Origin of the sequence: Chlorobaculum sp. 24CR, from assembly GCF_004118635.1 — a bacterium.
Classification (GTDB): Bacteria; Bacteroidota; Chlorobiia; order Chlorobiales; family Chlorobiaceae; genus Chlorobaculum.
In genome coordinates, this window is record NZ_SDGU01000022.1 from 36,858 (window position 1) to 56,686 (window position 19,829).

Below are 19,829 nucleotides of genomic sequence, written 5' to 3' on the forward strand. Positions count from 1 at the left end.
TATTAAAAAAGTTGTTGCGGGTTTGGAAATTCGAGCCGCAGCCTTATATTTGCACTCTCTTTGATCAACGAAGAGTCCCATTCCGCGATAGCTCAATGGTAGAGCATTCGGCTGTTAACCGAAGGGTTGTAGGTTCGAATCCTACTCGCGGAGCTTAAAAAAGGAAGTGCTTGAGTATGCGGCGCTTCCTTTTTTTGTTTGTACCCGTCCTGGCCACTGTTACCCCTGGGAAGCCGTGGATAATTCAGCACAGGCCCCATACTTCCTCTACATCCTCAAATCGGCGGTTGTCGCTCGCTATTACGTCGGCATCTCGACGAATCCGCACCGTCGCCTGGAGTATCACAACGGCTTTGAGAAAGGCTTTACTTCCTGTTACCGGCCTTGGCGGATCGTGTACACGAAAGCGTATTCGTCCAAAGTCGAAGCTCATGTGGCTGAAAAAACGGTCAAGGAGCGGAAGCGTAGCCGGATGATCGAGCGCTTGATTGGCGGCGGGGCGATTTGAGACCGCTCGCGGGTTCAGACTCTTCTCCGTATTTCCCCGCCATGAGTATATTACCCACCACAGCCACATCTTCCGCTCACCCGCCAATTCGCACCCATCATGATTCGATACCTTTTCATCTTCCTTCTCACCGCGCTCTCCGCCTGTTCTTCTCGTTATGCAACGCAGCCGGAGGCGAGCACTCCGAAGCTGTTCGGGACGTGGTGGCGGGTCGAGGCGATCGATGGGCGGAAGGCGGAGTTCCTGCGCGGACAGCGGCGGGATATGCACATCATCCTCTATTCGTCGCGCAAGATGGTCGGTTCCGGCGGGTGCAACCAGATCAACGGTTCGTTTGTTCACTCGCCGGGCAGCATTCGCTTCGGCGCGATCGCGTCGTCGAGGATGATGTGCGCGCCGGTGGTGATGGCGCGGGAGCGGGCGTTCATCGCGGCCTTGCGCAAGGCCGACAGCTCTATTGTCAGAGGTCGCCGGTTGACGATGTATGACCGGGCGGGCCGCGAGGTTCTGCGCTTCATGGCGGTTCCGTCGCGCTGATGCGAGCTTGCCCCGGCGCGGGGAACCTCCTGCACAGGCTCGCGGTTCTTGTGCCAGTCACCCACCCGAGCCGGACAATCCGGACAATCGGAGGCGGCTGGCGCGAGGGCGTTGCAGACGGGAAAGAATTGTTTATATTGTCCCAACTTTTCGTACAGCCGATAACGGTACTTCATCTTGTATGAACACGGTCAACAACATGCTTCTTCTTACGCTATCGCTAACGGGCCTTACCTGCCTGAGGGGGAGCGCATTGTAGTTTCGTTGACTTGTACGGAATCCGATTTTCAAAGCCGCAATCCTCTCAGGGTAAGCGGCTTTTTTTCTTTACGGGACTTTACTATCCAAGAGTGACTTTACTATCCAAGAGTATCAAAAGGAGATTCTCTCATGAGTACGATGAATTATAAGAAATACGCATCCTATCCGACGGTCGGCCTGAAAGACAGAACCTGGCCGGACAAGACCATCACCAAAGCGCCGATCTGGAGCAGCGTCGATCTTCGCGACGGCAACCAGGCGTTGCCGATTCCCATGAGCGTCGATGAAAAGGTGGAGTTTTTCAAGCTGCTGGTCTCCGTTGGCTTCAAGGAGATCGAGGTGGGCTTTCCCTCCGCGTCGGCCACGGAGTTCGCCTTTGCGCGCAAGCTGATCGAGAACAACCTCATCCCCGACGACGTGACCATCCAGGTGCTGACCCAGTCACGCGAGCACCTCATCCGCCGCACCTTCGAGGCGATCAAGGGCGCGAAGAACGCCATCGTGCACCTCTACAACTCCACCTCGCGCCAGCAGCGCGACATAGTGTTCCGCATGAGCCGGGAGGAGATCATCACCATCGCCGTCGCCGGAACGCGGCTGGTTCGCGAGCTGAAGGAGGCGAGCGGCAATCCGGGCATCCGCTTCGAGTACAGCCCGGAGAGCTTCACCGGCACCGAGCTTGACTACGCGCTCGACGTGTGCCACGCGGTGATGGACGAGTGGGGCGCGTCGGCGGAGAATAAGGTGATCCTGAACCTGCCTTCGACGGTCGAGCTTTCGACGCCGAACGTCTATGCTGACCGCATCGAGTGGTTTTGCCGCCACATCAAGAATCGCGACGCGGTGCTCTTCAGCGTGCACGCCCACAACGACCGGGGCACGGCGGTGGCGACTTCCGAGCTGGCGGTGATGGCTGGCGCGGATCGCATCGAGGGGGCGCTGTTCGGCAATGGCGAGCGGTGCGGCAACATGGATATTATCACCATGGCGCTGAACCTGATGACGCAGGGCATCGATCCGAAGCTCGACTTTTCCAACCTGCCGCACGTCAAGGAGGTCTATTCGCGCTGCACCCGCATGACGGTGCATCCGCGTCACCCCTACTCCGGCGACCTGGTTTACACCGCCTTCTCCGGCTCGCACCAGGACGCCATCAGCAAGGGGATGAAGGCGCACCAGCGCGCCACCGACGGCGTCTGGGACGTGCCCTATCTGCCGATCGATCCGGAGGATGTGGGCTGCAATTACGAGGCGATCGTCCGTATCAACAGCCAGTCGGGCAAGGGCGGCATCGCCTATCTGCTCGAAAAGGAGTACGGCATCCAGGCGCCCAAGTGGATGCAGCCCGATTTCGGCGTCGTCGTTCAGGAGGTGACCGACCGCACCGGCGAGGAGCTTTCGGCGCAGCAGATTCACGAGCTGTTCCAGAAGGAGTATATCGCCTCGGCGGAGCCGTATCTCATGAAAAAATGCACGATTAGCTGGAGCGACGAAGATCCGGATCGCAACGACGAGGTGGCCACGATCATCAGCGCCTCGATGGTTGGGCCGCAGGGCGAGTTCAGCTTCAAGGCCAAGGGCAACGGCCCGCTCGACGCCTTCGTGCGCGGCATGGTGAGCCACACCGGCATCGATTTTCATGTCGATGAATATACCGAGCACGCTATCGGCCACAGCTCCGACGCCTTGGCCATCGCCTACATCCGGCTCGCGTTCGACGACGGCGCGCTGGTGTGCGGTTCGGGCATCGACTCGAACATCAGCCTCGCCTCGATCAAGGCCATCGTCAGCGCCCTGAACCGGTTCAAACGGCCCTGAATTTTCCGGCGGGGGGTGCCATCCGGAGCGCCTCCCGCCAAACCCCTCTTTCCGGATTTCTTCTCTTACCCTATCTTTACGGAGAAACAGGTTCCACCTCACGCTCAACGAATCCGGAGACCCGGTATGACGATCAGCCCCAGCCGCAAGACCCGCGCTTTTTCTCGCGTCCGAACCCTTGCCGCGCTGCTCTTGCTCTGCGCTGTTTTTCTGCCGGGATGCGCCACGAAACAGCCGCCGTCCAACAAGATTCAGGTGATCGCCTCCATCGAGCCGCTGGCGTGGTTCGCTGAAAGAATCGGCGGCGAGCGGGTTGCGGTGTCGGTGATGGTGCCGTCGGGCGGCAATCCGCACACCTACGAGCCGACGCCGAGGCAGATGGCGGAGGTGAGCCGCGCGGCGCTCTTCGTGAAGGCGGGATCGGGGGTCGAGTTCGAGCTTGACTGGATGGGTCGCCTCGTCGAGCTCAACAAAAACATGGCGGTGTGCAACGCCTCCGGGGGGGTGACGCTGTTGCCGATGAGCGAGACGGAGCATGACGCCGCAGTCGAGCCGGACGGGCATCACCACGAGCACGGCAATCTCGATCCGCACTTCTGGCTCTCGCCCGCCAACGCCCGCGTCATTGCAAAGAACGTCGAGCGCTCGCTCGTGGCACTCGATCCGGCGGGCAAGGCGCAGTTCGCGGCCAACGCGGCGGCGCTCGACAAGGAGTTGCAGGCGCTCGACCGTGAGATTCGCGAGCGACTGGCCGGGGTGAAGAGCCGTCGGTTCCTCGTCTTCCACCCGGCCTGGGGCTACTTCGCCCGCGACTACGGGCTGAAGCAGATCGCCGCCGAAGAGGAGGGCAAGACGCTGACGCCGCGACAAATGGAACGGGTGATCGACGAGGCCCGGCGCGGCGGCATCCGGGCGGTGTTCGTGTCGCCGGAGTTCAGCTCGGCGCAGGCCGACGCCATCGCGCGGGACATTGGCGGACAGACCGTCACGGTCGATCCCCTTTCGCGGAACTACGTGGAAAATCTTCGCAAAGCGGCAACCGCATTCGCAAGGAGCCTGCAATGACGGAGCCGCTGATCGTCTGCGACCGGCTCTGCGTCGATCTTGGCGGCGCGAAGGTGCTGGACGGCCTGTCGCTCTCGGTGCACGAGGGGGACTTCCTCGCCGTCCTGGGGCCGAACGGCGGCGGCAAAACCACGCTCCTCAAGGTCGTGCTCGGCCTCGTCAGGCCGACCTCCGGCAGCGTCACCGTGTTCGGCAAGGAACCGGGCTGCGCCGCCGGTCGGATCGGCTACGTGCCGCAGCGGCTCGACTTCGACCGCTCGTTTCCGATCAGCGCGATGGAGGTGGTGCTGATGGGGCGGCTGTCACGCAAAAAGCTCTTCCAGCGCTACGGGCGCCAGGATCGCCAAAAGGCGCTCGAAGCGCTCGAAACCACCGGCCTCGCCTCGCTCGCCCAGCGGCGCATCGGGGCGCTTTCGGGCGGCGAACTTCAGCGGGCGCTCATTGCGCGAGCGCTCGCTGGAGAGCCGGAGCTGCTGCTCCTCGACGAGCCGACGGCGAGCGTCGATCCCGACATGAAGACCACCATCTACGACCTGCTCGACCAGCTCAAAAAGAGCCACACCATTGTGCTGGTCACGCACGACACCGGCACCATCGCCCGGCACGTCTCGCGAATCGCCTGCCTGAACTGTACGCTCGACATGCACGAACCCGGCTCGACGCTTGGCCGTTCGGCCCTCGACAGCCTCTACGGCTATCCGGTCGATGTGGTCGAGCATCGCGCTCCTCGCAGCCACGAAACCTATCCGGATCACCGCCATGCCTGACATCCTGCACTTCGAGTTCATGCGCAACGCCTTTCTGGCGGCCATTCTGTCGAGCGTCGCCTGCGGCATCATCGGCGCCTACGTGGTCGTCCGGAGGCTCGGCTTCATCAGCGGAGGCATCGCCCACACGGCCTTCGGCGGCATCGGCCTCAGCTACTACCTCGGCCTGAATCCGCTCGCGGGCATCATCCCCTTCAGCCTCGCCGCGGCCATCGGCATCGGGCTGCTTTCGCGAAAGGCCAGGATCGCCGAGGACACCGCCATCGGCGCGTTCTGGGCGGCGGGTATGTCGGTCGGCGTCATTCTCATCGGCCTGACGCCCGGCTACGCGCCCAATCTTTTCAGCTATCTTTTCGGCAACATCCTGACCGTGCCCAACTCCGATTTGCAACTCATCCTGCTGCTCGATCTTTTAATCATCGCCGTCGTCTGGCTCTTCGACAAAGAGTTTGTGGCGATCTCCTTCGACGAAGAATATGCGCGAATATCGGGCCTGAAAACCTTGGCGCTCGATCTCGTGATGCTCTGCCTGATCGCCCTCACCGTGGTGATCATGGTGCGGATTGTCGGCATCGTCATGGTCATAGCGCTGCTCACCATTCCCGCCGCCATCGCCCGGAGTTTCAGCCAAAGCCTCTACCGGATGATGGCCACCGGCATTTTGCTTGCGGGCCTTTTCAGCATTGCCGGGCTGTGGCTTTCGTGGATTTTCAATCTGGCCTCGGGCGCGACCATCATCCTTGTCGCCGCGCTGGTTTTCCTCGTGAATGCGCTGCTCAGAGCCGGAAAAGCCCGGCAGACGGCGTGCTGATTCGTCGGGATTTATGGAAAGATGGCAAATTGTTACATTCATTGAACAGACCCGATCAACCAACCAGCACCCGTTATGAAGCCGATGTATTACCTCGTGGCCGCGGCCCTGTCGATCCTGCTCTCCATCTACGTTTTTCTTTTCGGCACGGCGGCCAACAGCCAGCTCGTCGCGATCTTTATTGGCCTCTGGGCGCCAACGATCATTTGCCTCGGCATCTTCAACATTCTCATGAGCATCCACGGCGAAATGTGCTGTGCTCACAAGCGCATCGAGGATCGGCAGACCGGGCATGAGCACTGATGTGGCGATGAAACAGGTGCTTCTGGTGGGCGCGGGCGGTTTCGCCGGATCGGTCGCCCGCTACCTTGTGGCGCTCGCGGTACCCTTTTCCGGCACCGGCTTTCCTTTCGCCACATTCGCGGTCAACCTGCTCGGCTCGTTCCTGATCGGCTTCATCAGCGAGCTGGCGCTCTCGACCACGCTCTTCTCGCCTGAAACGCGCCTGCTCCTGACGACCGGCTTCTGCGGCGGATTCACCACCTTTTCGACGGCGATGTACGAAACCGGCGGACTCGTTCGCGACGGCCAGGCGCTCTACGCCGGGCTGTACGTCGCGGGGAGCCTGGCGGGCGGCATGGCCTGTCTCTTTTCAGGAACGCTTCTTGCAAAACTCTGGCCATGATGAACTTCACCGAATCGGAACTGCTGCGGATATTCATCGGCGAGCAGGCAAAACTGCACCACCGACCGCTCTACGAACTGCTCGTCAGCGAAGCCCTCGAACGCGGCATGGCCGGAGCCACGGTCTTTCGCGGCCTGCTCTCGTTCGGCCTCCGCCACAAAGTGCACACCTCCAAAATCTTCGAACTCGCCGGTGAACTGCCGATGGTGATCGAAATCGTGGAGATCACCGAAAAAATCGAAGAGTTCCTGCCGGTAGTCGAGACGCTGCTTCGGGAGTCCGGAGCGCAAGCGCTGGTGACGCGGGAGGCGGCGAGGCAGTGGACGACGTAGGCTTGTGTACGTTACCCCGCAACTCTTTTTCAGCCATCGCGCCTCATGCGCCCTCCTGTCAGACCGGTAGGGAGGTGATGTTGATTCAGGACAATCTGAACGTGGAAAAACTGCTTGATCGTCCACTCTTTGTCATGTTATGAAAATATTACCTCCGGCCATTAAAACGCTCAGGCAGTTGCCCCGGACTTTAGTCCGTGGTTAATGGATTAGACAAAATAAATCAAGGCTTTAGCCTAATCTCTTTTCTCGGAGATGATTGCGACTTATTGTTGGCGAAAAGGATCGCTTGTTTGCCAATAATTGCCGGGGAGCGGATGCTGGAAAGGACTGGCGCTCAGAGTTCGATATACTCGCCGTTTTGCAGCGAGTAGCGATGGAGGTTCAGCGGTTCGTTGTTGTCGAGCTGGATAGCCAGCGTGGTGGCGAAGCCGCACATGTAGTCGAACACGGAGGTGATGCAGGTGAGGTTCTGGTTGGCTCCGAAGGGCACCCGGAAACGGTTCATGCGGTACTGCGTGGCGACATCGAAGGCCGCCAGGCCGTGTTCGAGCGGCCAGCCGCTGGCTTTTATCAGCGCCTCCTTGGTGCTCCATATCCGGACGAAAGCCTTGTTTTTTTCGCGGCTGGGCAGGTTTACGATGATTGCGTACTCTTCGGCGGAGAAGTAGTTTCTGGCCAGCAGGTCGATGTCCTCCACCGTTCGGATTCTTTCGATATCGATGCCCGTTTCCGGGTGTTTTGAAAAGGCATAGACAATCTGGCGACCTGAATGGGAGAGGTTGAAGTAGAGTCCTGCGTTTTCAGGATAGACGATAAAGGGCTTGCCGACCCGGGTGGCGGAGAACCGGATCAGGGCAGGGTCGATGCCGAAGGTTTCGCCGAGCAGGCGGCGGAGAAGTCCTCGGCGAAGCACAAAGTTTTGCCGGTCGTTGTCGAAACGGAAGCGTTCAGCCCTTGCCTTTTCGTCATCAGAAAGCGTCTCGAACAACTCCGGTTCGGGGATTCCGGCGATGTGCGTGTCGGTATGGATGAGGGTTACGGCCTCTCTGGATAGAATCATCGTTTCATCTCTCGCTTTTCGGAATCGGTGGTTCTCCGGTATTGGTAACAGCTTTTTCTGTTCATTCGGCAAGAAATTTTAAAGCCGCCAGTGAGGCGGGATCAGCCGGACACGAGCGGGCCGCAACAAAAAGAATGGCCGGATTTGCCTTTTGCCAGCCGCGTTTGACCTCTGCTCAATCTACGATTTTTTATGCCGCATCGTTCCCTGGTGACTGACTGGCAATCGATCTATCCATTCGGGGCGATGCCGTCTTGCGCCGTGCTCGCCTCACCGTTACCGGCGGTGATGGCGGCAGTGCTTCGAGCGTGAGGCTTCTCGGGGTCTCGATGAATGAGCGGCAGGCGCGCTCAGGCTCTGCCGTGAAGGGCGGAGGATTACAAAATTGGAGAAAAGAGGTGAATAAGTCAAAAAAACGATAGATGAAATTTTGTTTTTTGGGGTAATTCTTTTACTTTGGTCGTCCTTATGGTTTTCCCTGAATGATTTTTCACCGGAAGTCTCAAACGAATTAGAAAAGAGTTTATTGTATGCCGACGATTCAGCAGCTTATCAGGCACGGAAGAAGTATGAAGGCGTCCAAGACCGCCTCACCGGCTCTGGAAAAATGCCCTCAGAAGAGGGGTGTTTGCACCCGTGTTTACACGACTACCCCTAAAAAGCCGAACTCCGCGCTTCGCAAGGTGGCTCGCGTCAGGCTGTCCAACAAGATCGAGGTGACGGCCTACATCCCCGGTGAAGGTCACAACCTCCAGGAGCACTCCATTGTGTTAATCCGTGGCGGCAGAGTCAAGGATCTTCCTGGCGTTCGTTATCATATCGTTCGCGGTTCGCTCGATACGTCGGGCGTAGCTGATCGCAAGCAGAGCCGTTCCAAGTACGGCGCCAAGGTTCCAAAGCCCGGCGCAGCTCCTGCAAAGAAGAAATAAAACTGAATCTTAACTCGGATTATAATGGCAAAGAAGGGTTCCGGATACGGACTGCGCGGCGGCGATTTTCGTTATGGCGACGAGACGGTTGCTCGTCTTATCAATTCTGTCATGCTCGATGGCAAGAAGGTTGTTGCGACCAAGGTTGTCTATGACGCTTTTGATATTATCGCGACCAAAGTCGAGGGCGGCGACGCTCTTGAAACTTTCCGCAAGGCGATGAGCAATGTCGCTCCGCTGGTCGAGGTTCGCAGCAAGAGGGTTGGTGGCGCTACCTACCAGATTCCGATGGAGGTTCCGGCTTCCAGAAGAACCGCGCTGGCTTTCCGTTGGATCAAGCAGTTTGCCACCAGGCGCGGCGGCCGTTCGATGGCCGAGAAACTCGCCGCTGAGTTGCTCGACGCTTCCAACGAGCAGGGTGCCTCAGTAAAGAAACGTGACGAGGTTCATCGCATGGCAGAGGCCAACAAGGCATTCGCTCACTTCAGGTTCTGAGTCTGTAAAAAGCAGGAATTATAAAAACGATTGATTTATGGCAAGGCAGGTTGCGTTAGATAAGGTCAGGAATATCGGTATCATGGCTCACATTGATGCGGGCAAGACCACGACCACGGAGAGGATTCTCTACTACACGGGTCGCCTGCACAAGATGGGTGAGGTGCACGAAGGCGGCGCCACCATGGACTGGATGGAGCAGGAAAAAGAGCGTGGCATCACGATTACCTCTGCTGCTACCACCTGTTTCTGGACTCCCAAGTTTGGCAACTACACCGGCATTAATCACAGGATCAATATTATTGATACTCCCGGCCACGTTGACTTCACGGTCGAGGTTGAGCGCTCCCTGCGTGTGCTCGATGGCGCGGTCGCGCTGTTCTGCGCCGTGGGCGGCGTTGAGCCCCAGTCCGAAACGGTCTGGCGTCAGGCCAACAAGTACGGCGTTCCGAGGATCGCCTATGTAAACAAGATGGATCGCGTTGGCGCCGACTTCTTCGATACGGTGAAGGCGATTCGCGAGCGTCTCGGCGCCAATCCGGTGCCGATTCAGATTCCGATCGGACAGGGTGAAATCTTCGCTGGTTTCGTCGATCTGATCCGTATGAAGGGGATTATTTACGACAAGGAAGATGGCAGCACCTACACCGAGGTGGAGATTCCGCACGATCTCGAAAACGAGGCTCGCACCTGGCGCATCAACATGCTCGAAGCGGTCTCCGAGGTCGATGACACCCTGCTCGAAAAATATCTCAATGGTGAAGATATCACTGCCGATGAGGTGCGAGGCGTACTTCGTCAGGCGACGCTCGGCGTGACCATCATTCCAGTGCTCTGCGGTTCGTCGTTCAAGAACAAGGGCGTGCAGTTTATGCTGGATGCCGTTATAGATTATCTCGCTTCGCCGGTCGATGTCGGTGAGGTGCATGGTCACGATCCAAGAACCGAAGCGGATATCATTCGCCAGCCGAAGGATGAAGAGCCTTTTGCTGCTCTGGCCTTCAAGATTGCTACCGATCCTTTCGTCGGCAAGCTGACCTTCTTCCGAGTCTATTCCGGCGTGCTCAACGCAGGTAGTTATGTGCTCAACTCGATCACCGGCAAAAAAGAGCGCGTTGGTCGCGTCTTGCAGATGCACTCCAACAAGCGCGAAGAGCGTGATGCCGTGTATGCGGGCGATATCGCAGCGGCGGTCGGTCTCAAAGATGTGAGAACCGGCGATACGCTCTGCGACGAAAGCAAGCCGATCGTGCTCGAAAAAATGGTGTTCCCCGAACCCGTTATCGAGATCGCGGTCGAGCCGAAAACCAAGGCGGACAACGACAAGCTTGGCATGTCTCTTGCCAAACTCGCCGAAGAAGATCCGACCTTCAGGGTGAAAACAGATGAGGAAACCGGCCAGACACTCATTGCGGGCATGGGTGAGCTTCACCTCGAAATTCTGGTTGACCGTCTGAAACGCGAGTTCAAGGTCGAGGCCAACGTCGGTCAGCCGCAGGTGGCTTATCGAGAAACCATTCGCGGTTCGGTCGAATACGAAGGAAAGTTCGTTCGCCAGTCCGGCGGTAAGGGCCAGTTCGGTCTGGTCGTGCTCCGCGTCGAGCCGCTCGAAGAGGGCAAAGGCTACGAGTTCGCCGATGAAATCAAGGGCGGCGTGATTCCGAAAGAGTACATCCCGGCAGTCAACGCTGGTATCCAGCAGGCTATGAAAGACGGCGTTGTCGCCGGCTTCCCGATGCAGGATATCAAGGTTGCGCTGATTGATGGCAAATACCACGATGTTGACTCTTCGGAAATGGCGTTCAAGATTGCCGGTTCCATCGGCTTCAAGGGTGCGGCCAAAAAGGCTAATCCCGTGCTGCTCGAACCGATTATGAAGGTCGAGGTCATCACTCCGGAAGAGTATCTGGGCGACGTGATGGGCGATCTTTCGGGACGCCGCGGTCACATCGAAGGCATGGGCCAGCGCGCAGGCGCGCAGTTCGTCGCCGCCAAGGTGCCGCTGTCCGCGATGTTCGGCTACTCGACCGACCTGCGTTCGATGACCCAGGGTCGCGCCAACTACTCGATGGAGTTCGAGAGCTATCGCGAGGTGCCGCGCAGCATCGCGGAAGCTTTGCAGGAAAAGAGGGTTGGCAAGGATTCCGAATAACAGTTTTTCATCACTGCATCACTAAACAGATAACCGACAGGGAGAAGTGTTATGGCTAAAGAGTCATACAAGAGGGATAAACCTCACGTAAATATTGGTACAATCGGTCACGTTGACCACGGCAAAACCACCCTTACTGCAGCCATCACTTCGGTGCTTGCAAAATCTGGTATGGCCGCCTTCCGTGAATTTGGCGATATCGACAAGGCTCCGGAAGAGAGGGAGCGCGGTATTACCATCTCGACTGCACACGTCGAGTATCAGACGAAAGCGCGCCACTATGCGCACATCGACTGCCCCGGTCACGCTGACTACATCAAAAACATGATCACCGGTGCTGCCCAGATGGACGGCGCGATCCTCGTTGTTGCCGGTACCGACGGCCCGATGCCCCAGACCCGCGAGCACATCCTGCTTGCCCGCCAGGTGAACGTGCCTGCGCTGGTCGTCTTCCTCAATAAGGTTGACATTGCTGACGAAGAGCTGCTCGAACTGGTCGAAATGGAACTTCGCGAGCTTCTGACCGAGTACGGCTTCCCTGGCGACGATATTCCGATCATCAAGGGTTCCGCTCTGAAAGCTCTTGATGGCGATCCGGAAGCCGAGAAGCAGATCATGGAGCTCATGGATGCTGTTGACAGCTACATTCCGCAGCCGGTTCGCGACGTTGACAAGCCGTTCCTGATGCCGGTCGAAGACGTATTCTCCATCTCTGGTCGCGGTACCGTCGGTACCGGTCGTATCGAGAGGGGCCACGTCAAGGTTGGCGAGGAGGTCGAGATCGTCGGTATCAAACCGACCCGCAAATCGGTCGTCACCGGTATCGAAATGTTCAACAAGCTCCTCGACGAAGGTCAGGCAGGTGACAACGCCGGCTTGCTCCTCCGCGGTGTTGACAAGAACGAACTCGAGCGCGGCATGGTTATCGCCAAGCCTGGCAGCATCACCCCGCACACCAAGTTCAAGGCTGAGGTTTACATCCTGAAAAAGGAAGAGGGTGGCCGCCACACGCCGTTCTTCAACGGCTACCGCCCGCAGTTCTATTTCAGAACCACTGACGTGACCGGCTCGGTGACCCTTCCTGAGGGCGTCGAAATGGTTATGCCTGGCGACAATCTCTCCGTCGATGTCGAGCTGATCGCTCCTATCGCCATGGAAGAGAGCCTTCGCTTCGCTATCCGCGAGGGCGGCCGTACGGTCGGTGCCGGTTCGGTAACCAAGATCGTCGAGTAATCGATTGATTGTTATCCCGGGGCGAGCCATCGCACTCGCCCCTTTTTTATTGAAACCATCGAAACAGGGATAGACCAGTGGCTGTTCAGCAAAAGATCAGGATAAAGCTCAAGTCGTACGACCATAGCCTCGTTGATAAGTGGGCTTTAAAGATTATCGATGTGGTCAAGCAGACGGATGCCATCATATTTGGCCCCATTCCGCTGCCCACGAAAACTCATGTATATACGGTCAACCGTTCACCTCATGTGGACAAGAAATCCCGTGAGCAGTTCGCCTTCTCATCGCACAAGAGGTTGATCGAGATCGTCAACCCGACGCCCAGAACGATTGATATGCTCATGAAGCTCGAGCTTCCGAGTGGCGTTGATGTGGAAATCAAGTCTTAAAGTGTTTTAAAGTAAATAGAAAAGGTAATCGGATATGGGTGCGATTCTCGGGAAAAAAATCGGCATGACCCGTTTATACAATGATAAACGCGAAGCTGTTCCCTGCACGGTGATTCAGGCCGGGCCGTGTTATGTGACTCAGGTTAAGAGCACGGAACAAGATGGCTACGAAGCCTATCAGCTCGGCTTCGGCGAGCGTGATGAAAAAAAGGTCTCCAAGCCGCTCGCGGGCCACTATAAAAAAGCTGGCAAAAATCCGGGATATATCTTGTCTGAAGTCAGCAAGAGCCTGATGCCGGAAGAGCTTGCCGCTGGCGCAACGGTTTCTGTCGATGTCTTCAAGGAGGGCGACAAGATCGATGTGCTCGGTGTCACCAAGGGCAAGGGTTTTGCCGGTGTGGTCAAGCGCCACAACTTCGGCGGCGGTTCCAGAACGCACGGCCAGTCCGACAGGCTTCGCGCTCCCGGTTCGGTTGGCGGCTCGTCCGACCCCTCCAGAACCTTCAAGGGCACCAGAATGGCTGGAAGAATGGGCGGAGAGAACAAGACGACCAGGAATCTGGTGATCGTGAAGGTCATGCCGGAATCGAATCTCATCGTCGTCAAGGGCGCGGTGCCGGGACCGAAGAACTCCTATGTCAAGATTGTTTCAACAACCAAGTAAACGGTGAGTGCAGAAAGCAATGGAATTAAAAGTACTCAATATACAAGGGTCGGAAACCGGTGAAGTGGTGACGCTGAACGATGATATTTTCGCCGTTGAAGTTTCTGAACATGCCATGTACCTGGATGTGAAGGCAATTCTTGCCAATCGCCGCCAGGGCACCCATAAAGCAAAGACCCGCGCTGAAGTTCGCGGCGGCGGCAGGAAGCCGTTCCGCCAGAAAGGCACCGGCAACGCCCGCCAGGGATCTACCCGTTCGGGAACAATGGTTGGCGGTGGCACGATCTTTGGTCCCGTGCCGCGGACCTACGAGCAGAAGGTCAACCGCAAGGTCAAGCAGCTTGCCCGCCGTTCGGCGCTGAGCGCCAAGGCTGCGGCAGGCCAGATCGTCGTCGTCGAGGATTTCAGCCTCGACGCGATCAAGACCCGTCCGGTTGCCGACATGCTCAAGAGTCTCGGCCTCGGCGAAAAGAAGACCCTGCTCATGATGCCGTTCCACGACAACGTGGTGAGCACCTCCGGCAGGAACATCCAGAAGCTGAACGTCAAGGTCGCCGATCAGGCTTCGACCTACGATATTCTCAACAGCCAGGCCGTGCTTTTCCAGAAGGCCGCCCTGCAGAAAATAGAAGAAACATTAGGGTAATTACCGTTTGCCAGTAAAAAGGAGAAGATTGCAATGAAAAACCCGTTGTTGCGGCCGTGGCTGACCGAAAAGAGCACCAAACTCACCGAGCAGAAAGGCCAGTACGTGTTCCAGGTCAAGAAGGATGCCGATAAAACCGATATCAAAAAAGCGGTCGAAGAGAAGTTTGGTGTCGATGTCGTATCTATCCGCACCATCAACTGCCTTGGCAAGTCGAAGCGTCAGCACACCCGCAAGGGACTCATCGCCGGAAAGAAGAACGACTGGAAGAAAGCGGTCGTGACCCTCGGCGAAGGCCAGGCGATTGATTACTATGCCAAGCCGGCCGAAAAGAGCGAGAAATAAGATTAACAACCGGATAGATAAACAGTACGATGGCAGTCAGGAAATTAGCTCCGAACACTCCGGGCACAAGGTTCGCTTCATACGCAAGTTTCGAGGAGATCACCAAGAGTGAGCCGGAAAAAAGTCTTCTCGTGCCGCTCAAGAAAAGCGGTGGCCGCAACACCAACGGTCGGATCACCTCCCGCCACATGGGCGGCGGTCACAAGCGGTTCTACCGAATCATCGATTTCAAGCGCAACAAGGACAATGTTCCCGCCAAGGTCGCGGCAATCGAATATGATCCGAACCGTTCGTCGAGGATTGCACTTCTTCATTATGTTGACGGAGAAAAACGTTATATTCTCGCTCCCAAAAATCTGAAGGTCGGCGACCGCATCGAAAGCGGCGAAAAGGTGGACATCAGGGTGGGCAATACTATGCCGCTGAAGAACATCCCGATCGGTTCCGATGTGCACAATATCGAGCTGAAAGCCGGAAAAGGCGGTCAGATGGCAAGGTCAGCCGGCGCATACGCCGTGCTTGCCGCTCGCGAAGGCAACTACGCAACCCTGAAGATGCCGTCTGGCGAAATCAGGAAAGTTCGCATCGAGTGCCGCGCGACCATCGGTGTTATCGGCAATGCAGAGCACGAAAACATCAGTCTCGGCAAAGCAGGACGCAGCCGCTGGCTCGGCATCCGTCCCCAGACCCGCGGTATGGCAATGAACCCGGTCGATCACCCGATGGGCGGTGGTGAAGGCAAGTCCAAGTCGGGCGGTGGCCGCAAGCATCCGAAGTCGCCATGGGGTCAGCTTGCAAAAGGTCTGAAGACCAGAAACAAGAAAAAAGCCTCGACGAAGCTGATCGTTCGCGGCAGGAAAGCCAAGTAACAAAGCGGAAACAAACAACAAGCAGAGAGAATTATGCCAAGATCACTGAAAAAGGGGCCGTTCATCGACTTCAAGCTGGAAAAGCGGATCCTTGATATGAACAGCAATGGTGAGAAGAAGGTGGTAAAGACCTGGTCGAGAAGCTCGATGATCTCTCCTGATTTTGTCGGTCACACCGTGGCGGTTCATAACGGCAAGAATCATGTGCCGGTTTACGTCAGCGAAAACATGGTAGGTCACAAACTTGGCGAATTCGCTCCGACCAGGTTGTTCCGCGGTCATGCGGGCGGCAAGGCAGAAAAGGGCGGATCGGCACCCAGGAAAAAGTAAACTGAATCAAGCGGAAAGGTAAGAGATATCATGCAAGCTAAAGCAATTTTACGGCATACACCGACGTCGCCTCGCAAAATGCGGCTCGTGGCCGGCCTTGTTCGTGGCAAGCAGGTCGATCAGGCGAAGGCCATCCTGCACAACTCCACCAAAAGTGCTTCCCGTAACGTGATGGTTACGCTCAAATCGGCTGTCGCGAACTGGTCGCAGCTCAATCCCGATGACCGGGTTGGCGATAACGAGCTGTTCGTCAAGGCGGTTTTCGTCGATGAAGGTCCTTCGCTCAAAAGGCTCCTTCCGGCTCCGATGGGCCGCGCCTACAGGATCCGCAAGCGTTCGAATCACCTGACCATCGTCGTGGACAAGGTTGATAACAAGGTAACCAAATAAACAAGGAGATAGCATTGGGTCAGAAAGTAAATCCAACCGGATTCAGACTGGGAATCATCAAGGACTGGACTTCCCGCTGGTATGACGACGGACCGGTTATCGCCGAAAAGATCAAGCAGGATCAGGTTATCCGCAACTATGTTCAGGCGAGGCTGAAGAAAGAGAAGGCCGGTATTGCGAAAATTGTTATCGAGCGCACGACCAAGCATATCAAGATCAATATCTATTCCGCTCGTCCGGGCGCTGTCGTTGGCCGCAAGGGTGAAGAGATCAACAACCTTTCCCAAGAGCTGACCCGCATCACCGGCAAAGATGTCAAAATTGACGTCGTCGAGGTCATCAAGCCGGAAATCGAAGCGCAGCTGATCGGCGAGAATATCGCTTACCAGCTCGAAAACCGCGTCTCTTTCCGTCGCGCCATGAAGATGGCGATCCAGCAGGCCATGAGGGCCGGCGCCGAGGGCGTCAGGATTCGTTGCGCGGGCCGTCTCGGCGGCGCTGAAATCGCCCGCTCCGAGCAGTACAAAGAGGGCAAGATTCCGCTTCATACGATTCGCGCCAACGTCGATTACGCCAGTGTGACCGCGCACACCATCGCCGGAGCTATCGGCATCAAGGTTTGGGTCTATAAAGGCGAGGTGCTTGTTCAGAGGCTCGACGCTATCGAAGAGGAAGAGATGAAGAAAATGCAGGAGCGCCGCAGTGACAGCCGTGGACGCGGACGCGGAGATAGCCGTGGATCGAAACGCCGTCGCCGTCCTGCTGCCAAGAAGGCCTGATCGTACACAAGTACCATATAATTTGAAACTGAGAATGGAGTTGCCGGTATGTTAATGCCAAAGAGGGTTCAATACAGAAAGACGCAGCGTGGCCGAATGAAGGGTAACGCCCAGCGTGGTACGGCGGTGACGTTTGGCTCCTTCGGCCTGAAAGCTCTTGAGCCGGCATGGATCACCAGCCGTCAGATCGAAGCCGCTCGTGTCGCCATGAACCGTTATATGAAGAGGGACGGAAAAATCTGGATCAGGATTTTCCCTGACAAGCCAGTGTCAAAGAAGCCCGCCGAAACCCGCATGGGTTCCGGTAAAGGTTCGCCGGAGTTCTGGGTTGCCGTCGTCAAGCCGGGGCGCATCATGTTCGAGGCCGATGGCGTGCCGCGTGAAGTCGCCACCGAGGCATTCAGGCTTGCCGCCAAGAAACTGCCGATCAAGACCAAGTTCATCGTCAGGCCAGATTACGAAGGATAACGAGCAATCTAACCGTCAGGGAAGCCAATAATGAAAAACTACGAAATAGCGGCCATGGACAAAAAAGAGCTCCTCGTCAAGATCGAAGAGCTCGAAAACAGGCTGGCCGACATCAACTTTTACCAGGCAATTGAACCGCCGCAGAACCCGATGGTGTTCCGTAACTCAAGGCGGGATATCGCCCGGATGAAAACCAGGCTCACCCAGATCGACCATCAGGAAACAAGCAACGCCTGAGTAGCAGAGCGTCGGTACGGGGTGCGTCAGTAAACAATAAACGGTTTCAACAGGAAGAATAACAAATGGACAACGCAGCAATGTCAAGTGGAGCTGAAACGAGGGGCAGAAAGAAGAGCTGGTTGGGCAAGGTTGTAAGCGACAGCATGGATAAAGGCATCGTCGTTGCCGTCGAGCGCAGGGTTCAGCATCCGGTCTATAAGAAGTACTTCAAGAAGACTACGCGACTGATGGCTCATGACGAGAACAACGAGGCTGGCATCGGCGATCTGGTGAAGATCACCGAGTGCAGGCCGCTCAGCAAAAACAAGAGCTGTCGGCTTGTTGAAATCGTCGAAAAGGCCAAGTAACGGATTTACTATCATTTAACAGGGGTTAAAGCAGGATGATCCAGAAAGAGACAAATCTGGTTGTCGCCGATAACAGCGGAGCAAAAAAAGTACGGTGTATTCATGTTTTCGGCGGTACCGGCAGGCGCTATGCCGCGCTTGGTGACCAGATCATGGTATCGGTCAAGGCTGCGGTTCCTGGCGGCGTCGTCAAGAAAAAAGATGTTTGCAAGGCCGTTGTGGTCAGGTGCGTCAAGGAGCAGAAAAGAAAAGATGGCTCCTACATCAGGTTCGACGAAAACGCCGTCGTTCTGCTCAACGCGCAGGGCGAGCCGAGAGGCACCCGTATTTTCGGGCCGGTCGCACGCGAGCTTCGCGACAAAAGATATATGAAGATCGTTTCACTGGCTCCAGAGGTTCTCTGAGAGCGCCGATCAGCGGGAGTAACTCAGCTGGTAGAGTCACAGCCTTCCAAGCTGTTGGTCGCGGGTTCGAGTCCCGTCTCCCGCTCGGATTCATGAAAAATATCACACAGGTCAGCCATGAAAACAGGTATTAAAAAGGTCAAGCTTCACGTCAGGAAAAATGATGAAGTTACCGTCATAGCCGGTAACGACAAGGGAAAGTCAGGCAAGGTACTGAGAGTTTTCCCTCAGAAAGGCCGCGTCATTGTCGAAGGCGTCAACATACGGAAGCGCCATATGCGCCCGACCCAGGGTGTGCCCCAGGGTTCGATTATCGAGCGAGAGTTTCCGATTCATGCCTCGAACGTCAAGAAGAGCTGACAGAGATTTCATTAAAAGGCAGGATGACCAAGACCATCCTGTGTAAAAGAGAAAGTAAAGATGTCCAAAAAAGAGAGTGTAGAGCAGGAAGTCGCCATGCCTGCCCGCCTTGAGGTCTTCTACCGCGAGACCGTCGTTCCGAAACTCATGGAGCGATTCAAGTACAAGAGCATCATGATGGTGCCCCGCCTTGAGAAGATTTCGGTGAACATTGGTGTCGGCGAAGCCGCCCAGGAGCCGAAACTGCTTGAAACCGCCATGCAGGAGCTTGGCCAGATCACCGGCCAGAGACCGCAGGTTCGCAAGGCAAAGAAAGCTATCTCCAACTTCAAGCTCCGCGAGGGTCAGGCCATCGGTTGCCGCGTTACCCTTCGCCGCAAGATCATGTTTGAATTCCTCGATCGCTTCGTCACGGTTGCCGTGCCGAGAATCCGCGACTTCCGCGGACTGAGCGATACGAGCTTCGATGGCCGCGGCAACTACAATGCCGGTATCCGCGAGCAGATCATTTTCCCGGAAATCGACATCGACAAGGTGCCGAGGATTAACGGAATGGACATCAGCTTCGTCACGTCGGCCAAAACGGATGAAGAGGCTCACGAGCTGCTCACCCTGCTTGGTATGCCGTTCAAGAAGAAGAATTAATCACACAAAGCCCTGAACCAAGATGGCAAGGAAAAGCATCATTGCACGCAACGAAAAGAGAAAAAAGCTCGTCGAAAAGTACGCGGCCAAACGTGAAGAGCTGTTAGCGGCAGGCGATTACGAAGCGCTTCGCAAGCTTCCCCGTGACAGCTCCGCCACCAGGGTGCGCAATCGTTGCGTTCTGACCGGACGAGGTCGAGGTAACTACGCGAAGTACGGTCTTTGCCGCCACATGTTCCGCAAACTGGCCCTCGAAGGAAAGCTTCCCGGTGTCAGAAAGGCGAGCTGGTAAGCACG

At 56.7% G+C, this 19,829-nt stretch carries 29 protein-coding genes and 2 tRNA genes; 30 read left to right on the top strand and 1 reads right to left on the bottom strand.

Going from position 1 to position 19,829, the window contains the following annotated elements; all coding sequences use genetic code 11:
• The first annotated feature begins 81 nt into the window (after positions 1-81).
• The 10 genes from EST62_RS04410 (at position 82) to EST62_RS04455 (ending at position 6,784) form a co-directional block, all read left to right on the top strand.
• Positions 82-153: transfer RNA gene (locus EST62_RS04410), tRNA-Asn, on the top strand.
• An 82-nt stretch (positions 154-235) separates the two neighbouring features.
• A complete protein-coding gene (locus EST62_RS04415; RefSeq protein WP_129050893.1) occupies positions 236-508 on the top strand; it encodes a GIY-YIG nuclease family protein in 273 nt (90 codons plus the stop codon).
• Between the two features lie 99 nt (positions 509-607).
• Entirely contained in the window at positions 608-1,045 is a 438-nt protein-coding gene (locus EST62_RS04420) for an META domain-containing protein (RefSeq protein WP_129050894.1), read from the top strand.
• Positions 1,046-1,435: 390 nt separating this feature from the next.
• Positions 1,436-3,124, top strand: a complete 1,689-nt coding sequence (gene leuA, locus EST62_RS04425) for a 2-isopropylmalate synthase (protein WP_129050895.1) — start codon at positions 1,436-1,438, stop codon at positions 3,122-3,124.
• Positions 3,125-3,250: 126 nt separating this feature from the next.
• The gene (locus EST62_RS04430; protein WP_129050896.1) at positions 3,251-4,189 is read left to right on the top strand and encodes a metal ABC transporter solute-binding protein, Zn/Mn family; all 939 of its coding nucleotides are present in this window, start codon (positions 3,251-3,253) and stop codon (positions 4,187-4,189) included.
• Positions 4,186-4,956 (top strand): metal ABC transporter ATP-binding protein, encoded by a 771-nt coding sequence (locus tag EST62_RS04435; RefSeq protein WP_129050897.1) that lies wholly within the window; start codon positions 4,186-4,188, stop codon positions 4,954-4,956. Before EST62_RS04430 ends, EST62_RS04435 begins: the two co-directional genes overlap by 4 nt.
• Positions 4,949-5,767, top strand: a complete 819-nt coding sequence (locus tag EST62_RS04440) for a metal ABC transporter permease (RefSeq protein WP_167599178.1) — start codon at positions 4,949-4,951, stop codon at positions 5,765-5,767. The genes EST62_RS04435 and EST62_RS04440 overlap by 8 nt, the downstream gene beginning before the upstream one ends.
• 75 nt (positions 5,768-5,842) lie before the next feature.
• A complete protein-coding gene (locus EST62_RS04445) occupies positions 5,843-6,070 on the top strand; it encodes a hypothetical protein (protein ID WP_129050899.1) in 228 nt (75 codons plus the stop codon).
• Entirely contained in the window at positions 6,060-6,452 is a 393-nt protein-coding gene (gene crcB / locus EST62_RS04450; protein WP_371414674.1) for a fluoride efflux transporter CrcB, read from the top strand. The genes EST62_RS04445 and crcB overlap by 11 nt, the downstream gene beginning before the upstream one ends.
• The gene (locus tag EST62_RS04455; RefSeq protein WP_167599179.1) at positions 6,449-6,784 is read left to right on the top strand and encodes a DUF190 domain-containing protein; all 336 of its coding nucleotides are present in this window, start codon (positions 6,449-6,451) and stop codon (positions 6,782-6,784) included. The genes crcB and EST62_RS04455 overlap by 4 nt, the downstream gene beginning before the upstream one ends.
• A 337-nt stretch (positions 6,785-7,121) precedes the next feature.
• Here the strand turns inward: EST62_RS04455 and EST62_RS04460 are convergent, their stop codons facing one another.
• Entirely contained in the window at positions 7,122-7,847 is a 726-nt protein-coding gene (locus EST62_RS04460) for a 4'-phosphopantetheinyl transferase superfamily protein (protein ID WP_129050900.1), read from the bottom strand.
• A gap of 530 nt (positions 7,848-8,377) precedes the next feature.
• Here EST62_RS04460 and rpsL point away from each other — a divergent pair.
• From rpsL to rpsN, 20 genes are all read left to right on the top strand, one after another.
• Complete coding sequence (gene rpsL / locus EST62_RS04465) at positions 8,378-8,776, top strand: 30S ribosomal protein S12 (RefSeq protein WP_069811012.1); 399 nt, start codon at positions 8,378-8,380, stop codon at positions 8,774-8,776.
• A gap of 24 nt (positions 8,777-8,800) precedes the next feature.
• A complete protein-coding gene (gene rpsG, locus EST62_RS04470; protein ID WP_129050901.1) occupies positions 8,801-9,271 on the top strand; it encodes a 30S ribosomal protein S7 in 471 nt (156 codons plus the stop codon).
• Between the two features lie 37 nt (positions 9,272-9,308).
• Complete coding sequence (gene fusA, locus EST62_RS04475) at positions 9,309-11,423, top strand: elongation factor G (protein WP_129050902.1); 2,115 nt, start codon at positions 9,309-9,311, stop codon at positions 11,421-11,423.
• Positions 11,424-11,474: 51 nt separating this feature from the next.
• Positions 11,475-12,656, top strand: coding sequence for an elongation factor Tu (gene tuf / locus EST62_RS04480; protein ID WP_129050903.1), 1,182 nt, complete (start codon positions 11,475-11,477; stop codon positions 12,654-12,656).
• Positions 12,657-12,733: 77 nt separating this feature from the next.
• Complete coding sequence (gene rpsJ / locus EST62_RS04485; protein ID WP_129050904.1) at positions 12,734-13,045, top strand: 30S ribosomal protein S10; 312 nt, start codon at positions 12,734-12,736, stop codon at positions 13,043-13,045.
• A 34-nt stretch (positions 13,046-13,079) separates the two neighbouring features.
• Positions 13,080-13,709 carry a 50S ribosomal protein L3 gene (gene rplC / locus EST62_RS04490; RefSeq protein ID WP_129050905.1) on the top strand — a complete coding sequence of 210 codons (630 nt, stop codon included), beginning with the start codon at positions 13,080-13,082 and terminating at the stop codon, positions 13,707-13,709.
• A gap of 19 nt (positions 13,710-13,728) precedes the next feature.
• Positions 13,729-14,355, top strand: coding sequence for a 50S ribosomal protein L4 (gene rplD / locus EST62_RS04495; RefSeq protein ID WP_129050906.1), 627 nt, complete (start codon positions 13,729-13,731; stop codon positions 14,353-14,355).
• Between the two features lie 33 nt (positions 14,356-14,388).
• Entirely contained in the window at positions 14,389-14,700 is a 312-nt protein-coding gene (gene rplW, locus EST62_RS04500) for a 50S ribosomal protein L23 (protein WP_129050907.1), read from the top strand.
• 29 nt (positions 14,701-14,729) lie between these two features.
• Positions 14,730-15,569, top strand: coding sequence for a 50S ribosomal protein L2 (gene rplB, locus EST62_RS04505; RefSeq protein WP_129050908.1), 840 nt, complete (start codon positions 14,730-14,732; stop codon positions 15,567-15,569).
• Between the two features lie 33 nt (positions 15,570-15,602).
• Positions 15,603-15,899: a 30S ribosomal protein S19 gene (gene rpsS / locus EST62_RS04510; protein WP_129050909.1), complete on the top strand. Its 297-nt coding sequence runs from the start codon at positions 15,603-15,605 to the stop codon at positions 15,897-15,899.
• A 30-nt stretch (positions 15,900-15,929) separates the two neighbouring features.
• Positions 15,930-16,289, top strand: a complete 360-nt coding sequence (gene rplV / locus EST62_RS04515; RefSeq protein WP_129050910.1) for a 50S ribosomal protein L22 — start codon at positions 15,930-15,932, stop codon at positions 16,287-16,289.
• Positions 16,290-16,303: 14 nt separating this feature from the next.
• Complete coding sequence (gene rpsC, locus EST62_RS04520; RefSeq protein WP_129050911.1) at positions 16,304-17,068, top strand: 30S ribosomal protein S3; 765 nt, start codon at positions 16,304-16,306, stop codon at positions 17,066-17,068.
• 48 nt (positions 17,069-17,116) lie between these two features.
• On the top strand, positions 17,117-17,536 hold the full coding sequence (rplP, locus tag EST62_RS04525) for a 50S ribosomal protein L16 (RefSeq protein ID WP_129050912.1): 420 nt from the start codon (positions 17,117-17,119) through the stop codon (positions 17,534-17,536).
• 30 nt (positions 17,537-17,566) lie between these two features.
• Positions 17,567-17,773 (top strand): 50S ribosomal protein L29, encoded by a 207-nt coding sequence (gene rpmC / locus EST62_RS04530; RefSeq protein ID WP_129050913.1) that lies wholly within the window; start codon positions 17,567-17,569, stop codon positions 17,771-17,773.
• A gap of 80 nt (positions 17,774-17,853) precedes the next feature.
• Complete coding sequence (rpsQ, locus tag EST62_RS04535) at positions 17,854-18,123, top strand: 30S ribosomal protein S17 (protein WP_129050914.1); 270 nt, start codon at positions 17,854-17,856, stop codon at positions 18,121-18,123.
• Between the two features lie 35 nt (positions 18,124-18,158).
• A complete protein-coding gene (gene rplN, locus EST62_RS04540; RefSeq protein WP_010933832.1) occupies positions 18,159-18,527 on the top strand; it encodes a 50S ribosomal protein L14 in 369 nt (122 codons plus the stop codon).
• A gap of 12 nt (positions 18,528-18,539) precedes the next feature.
• Positions 18,540-18,612, top strand: a tRNA-Gly gene (locus EST62_RS04545).
• 32 nt (positions 18,613-18,644) lie between these two features.
• Positions 18,645-18,887, top strand: a complete 243-nt coding sequence (rplX, locus tag EST62_RS04550; protein WP_129050915.1) for a 50S ribosomal protein L24 — start codon at positions 18,645-18,647, stop codon at positions 18,885-18,887.
• Positions 18,888-18,947: 60 nt separating this feature from the next.
• On the top strand, positions 18,948-19,532 hold the full coding sequence (gene rplE, locus EST62_RS04555; RefSeq protein WP_167599180.1) for a 50S ribosomal protein L5: 585 nt from the start codon (positions 18,948-18,950) through the stop codon (positions 19,530-19,532).
• 22 nt (positions 19,533-19,554) lie between these two features.
• The gene (rpsN, locus tag EST62_RS04560; protein WP_129050917.1) at positions 19,555-19,824 is read left to right on the top strand and encodes a 30S ribosomal protein S14; all 270 of its coding nucleotides are present in this window, start codon (positions 19,555-19,557) and stop codon (positions 19,822-19,824) included.
• Positions 19,825-19,829 lie beyond the last annotated feature (5 nt).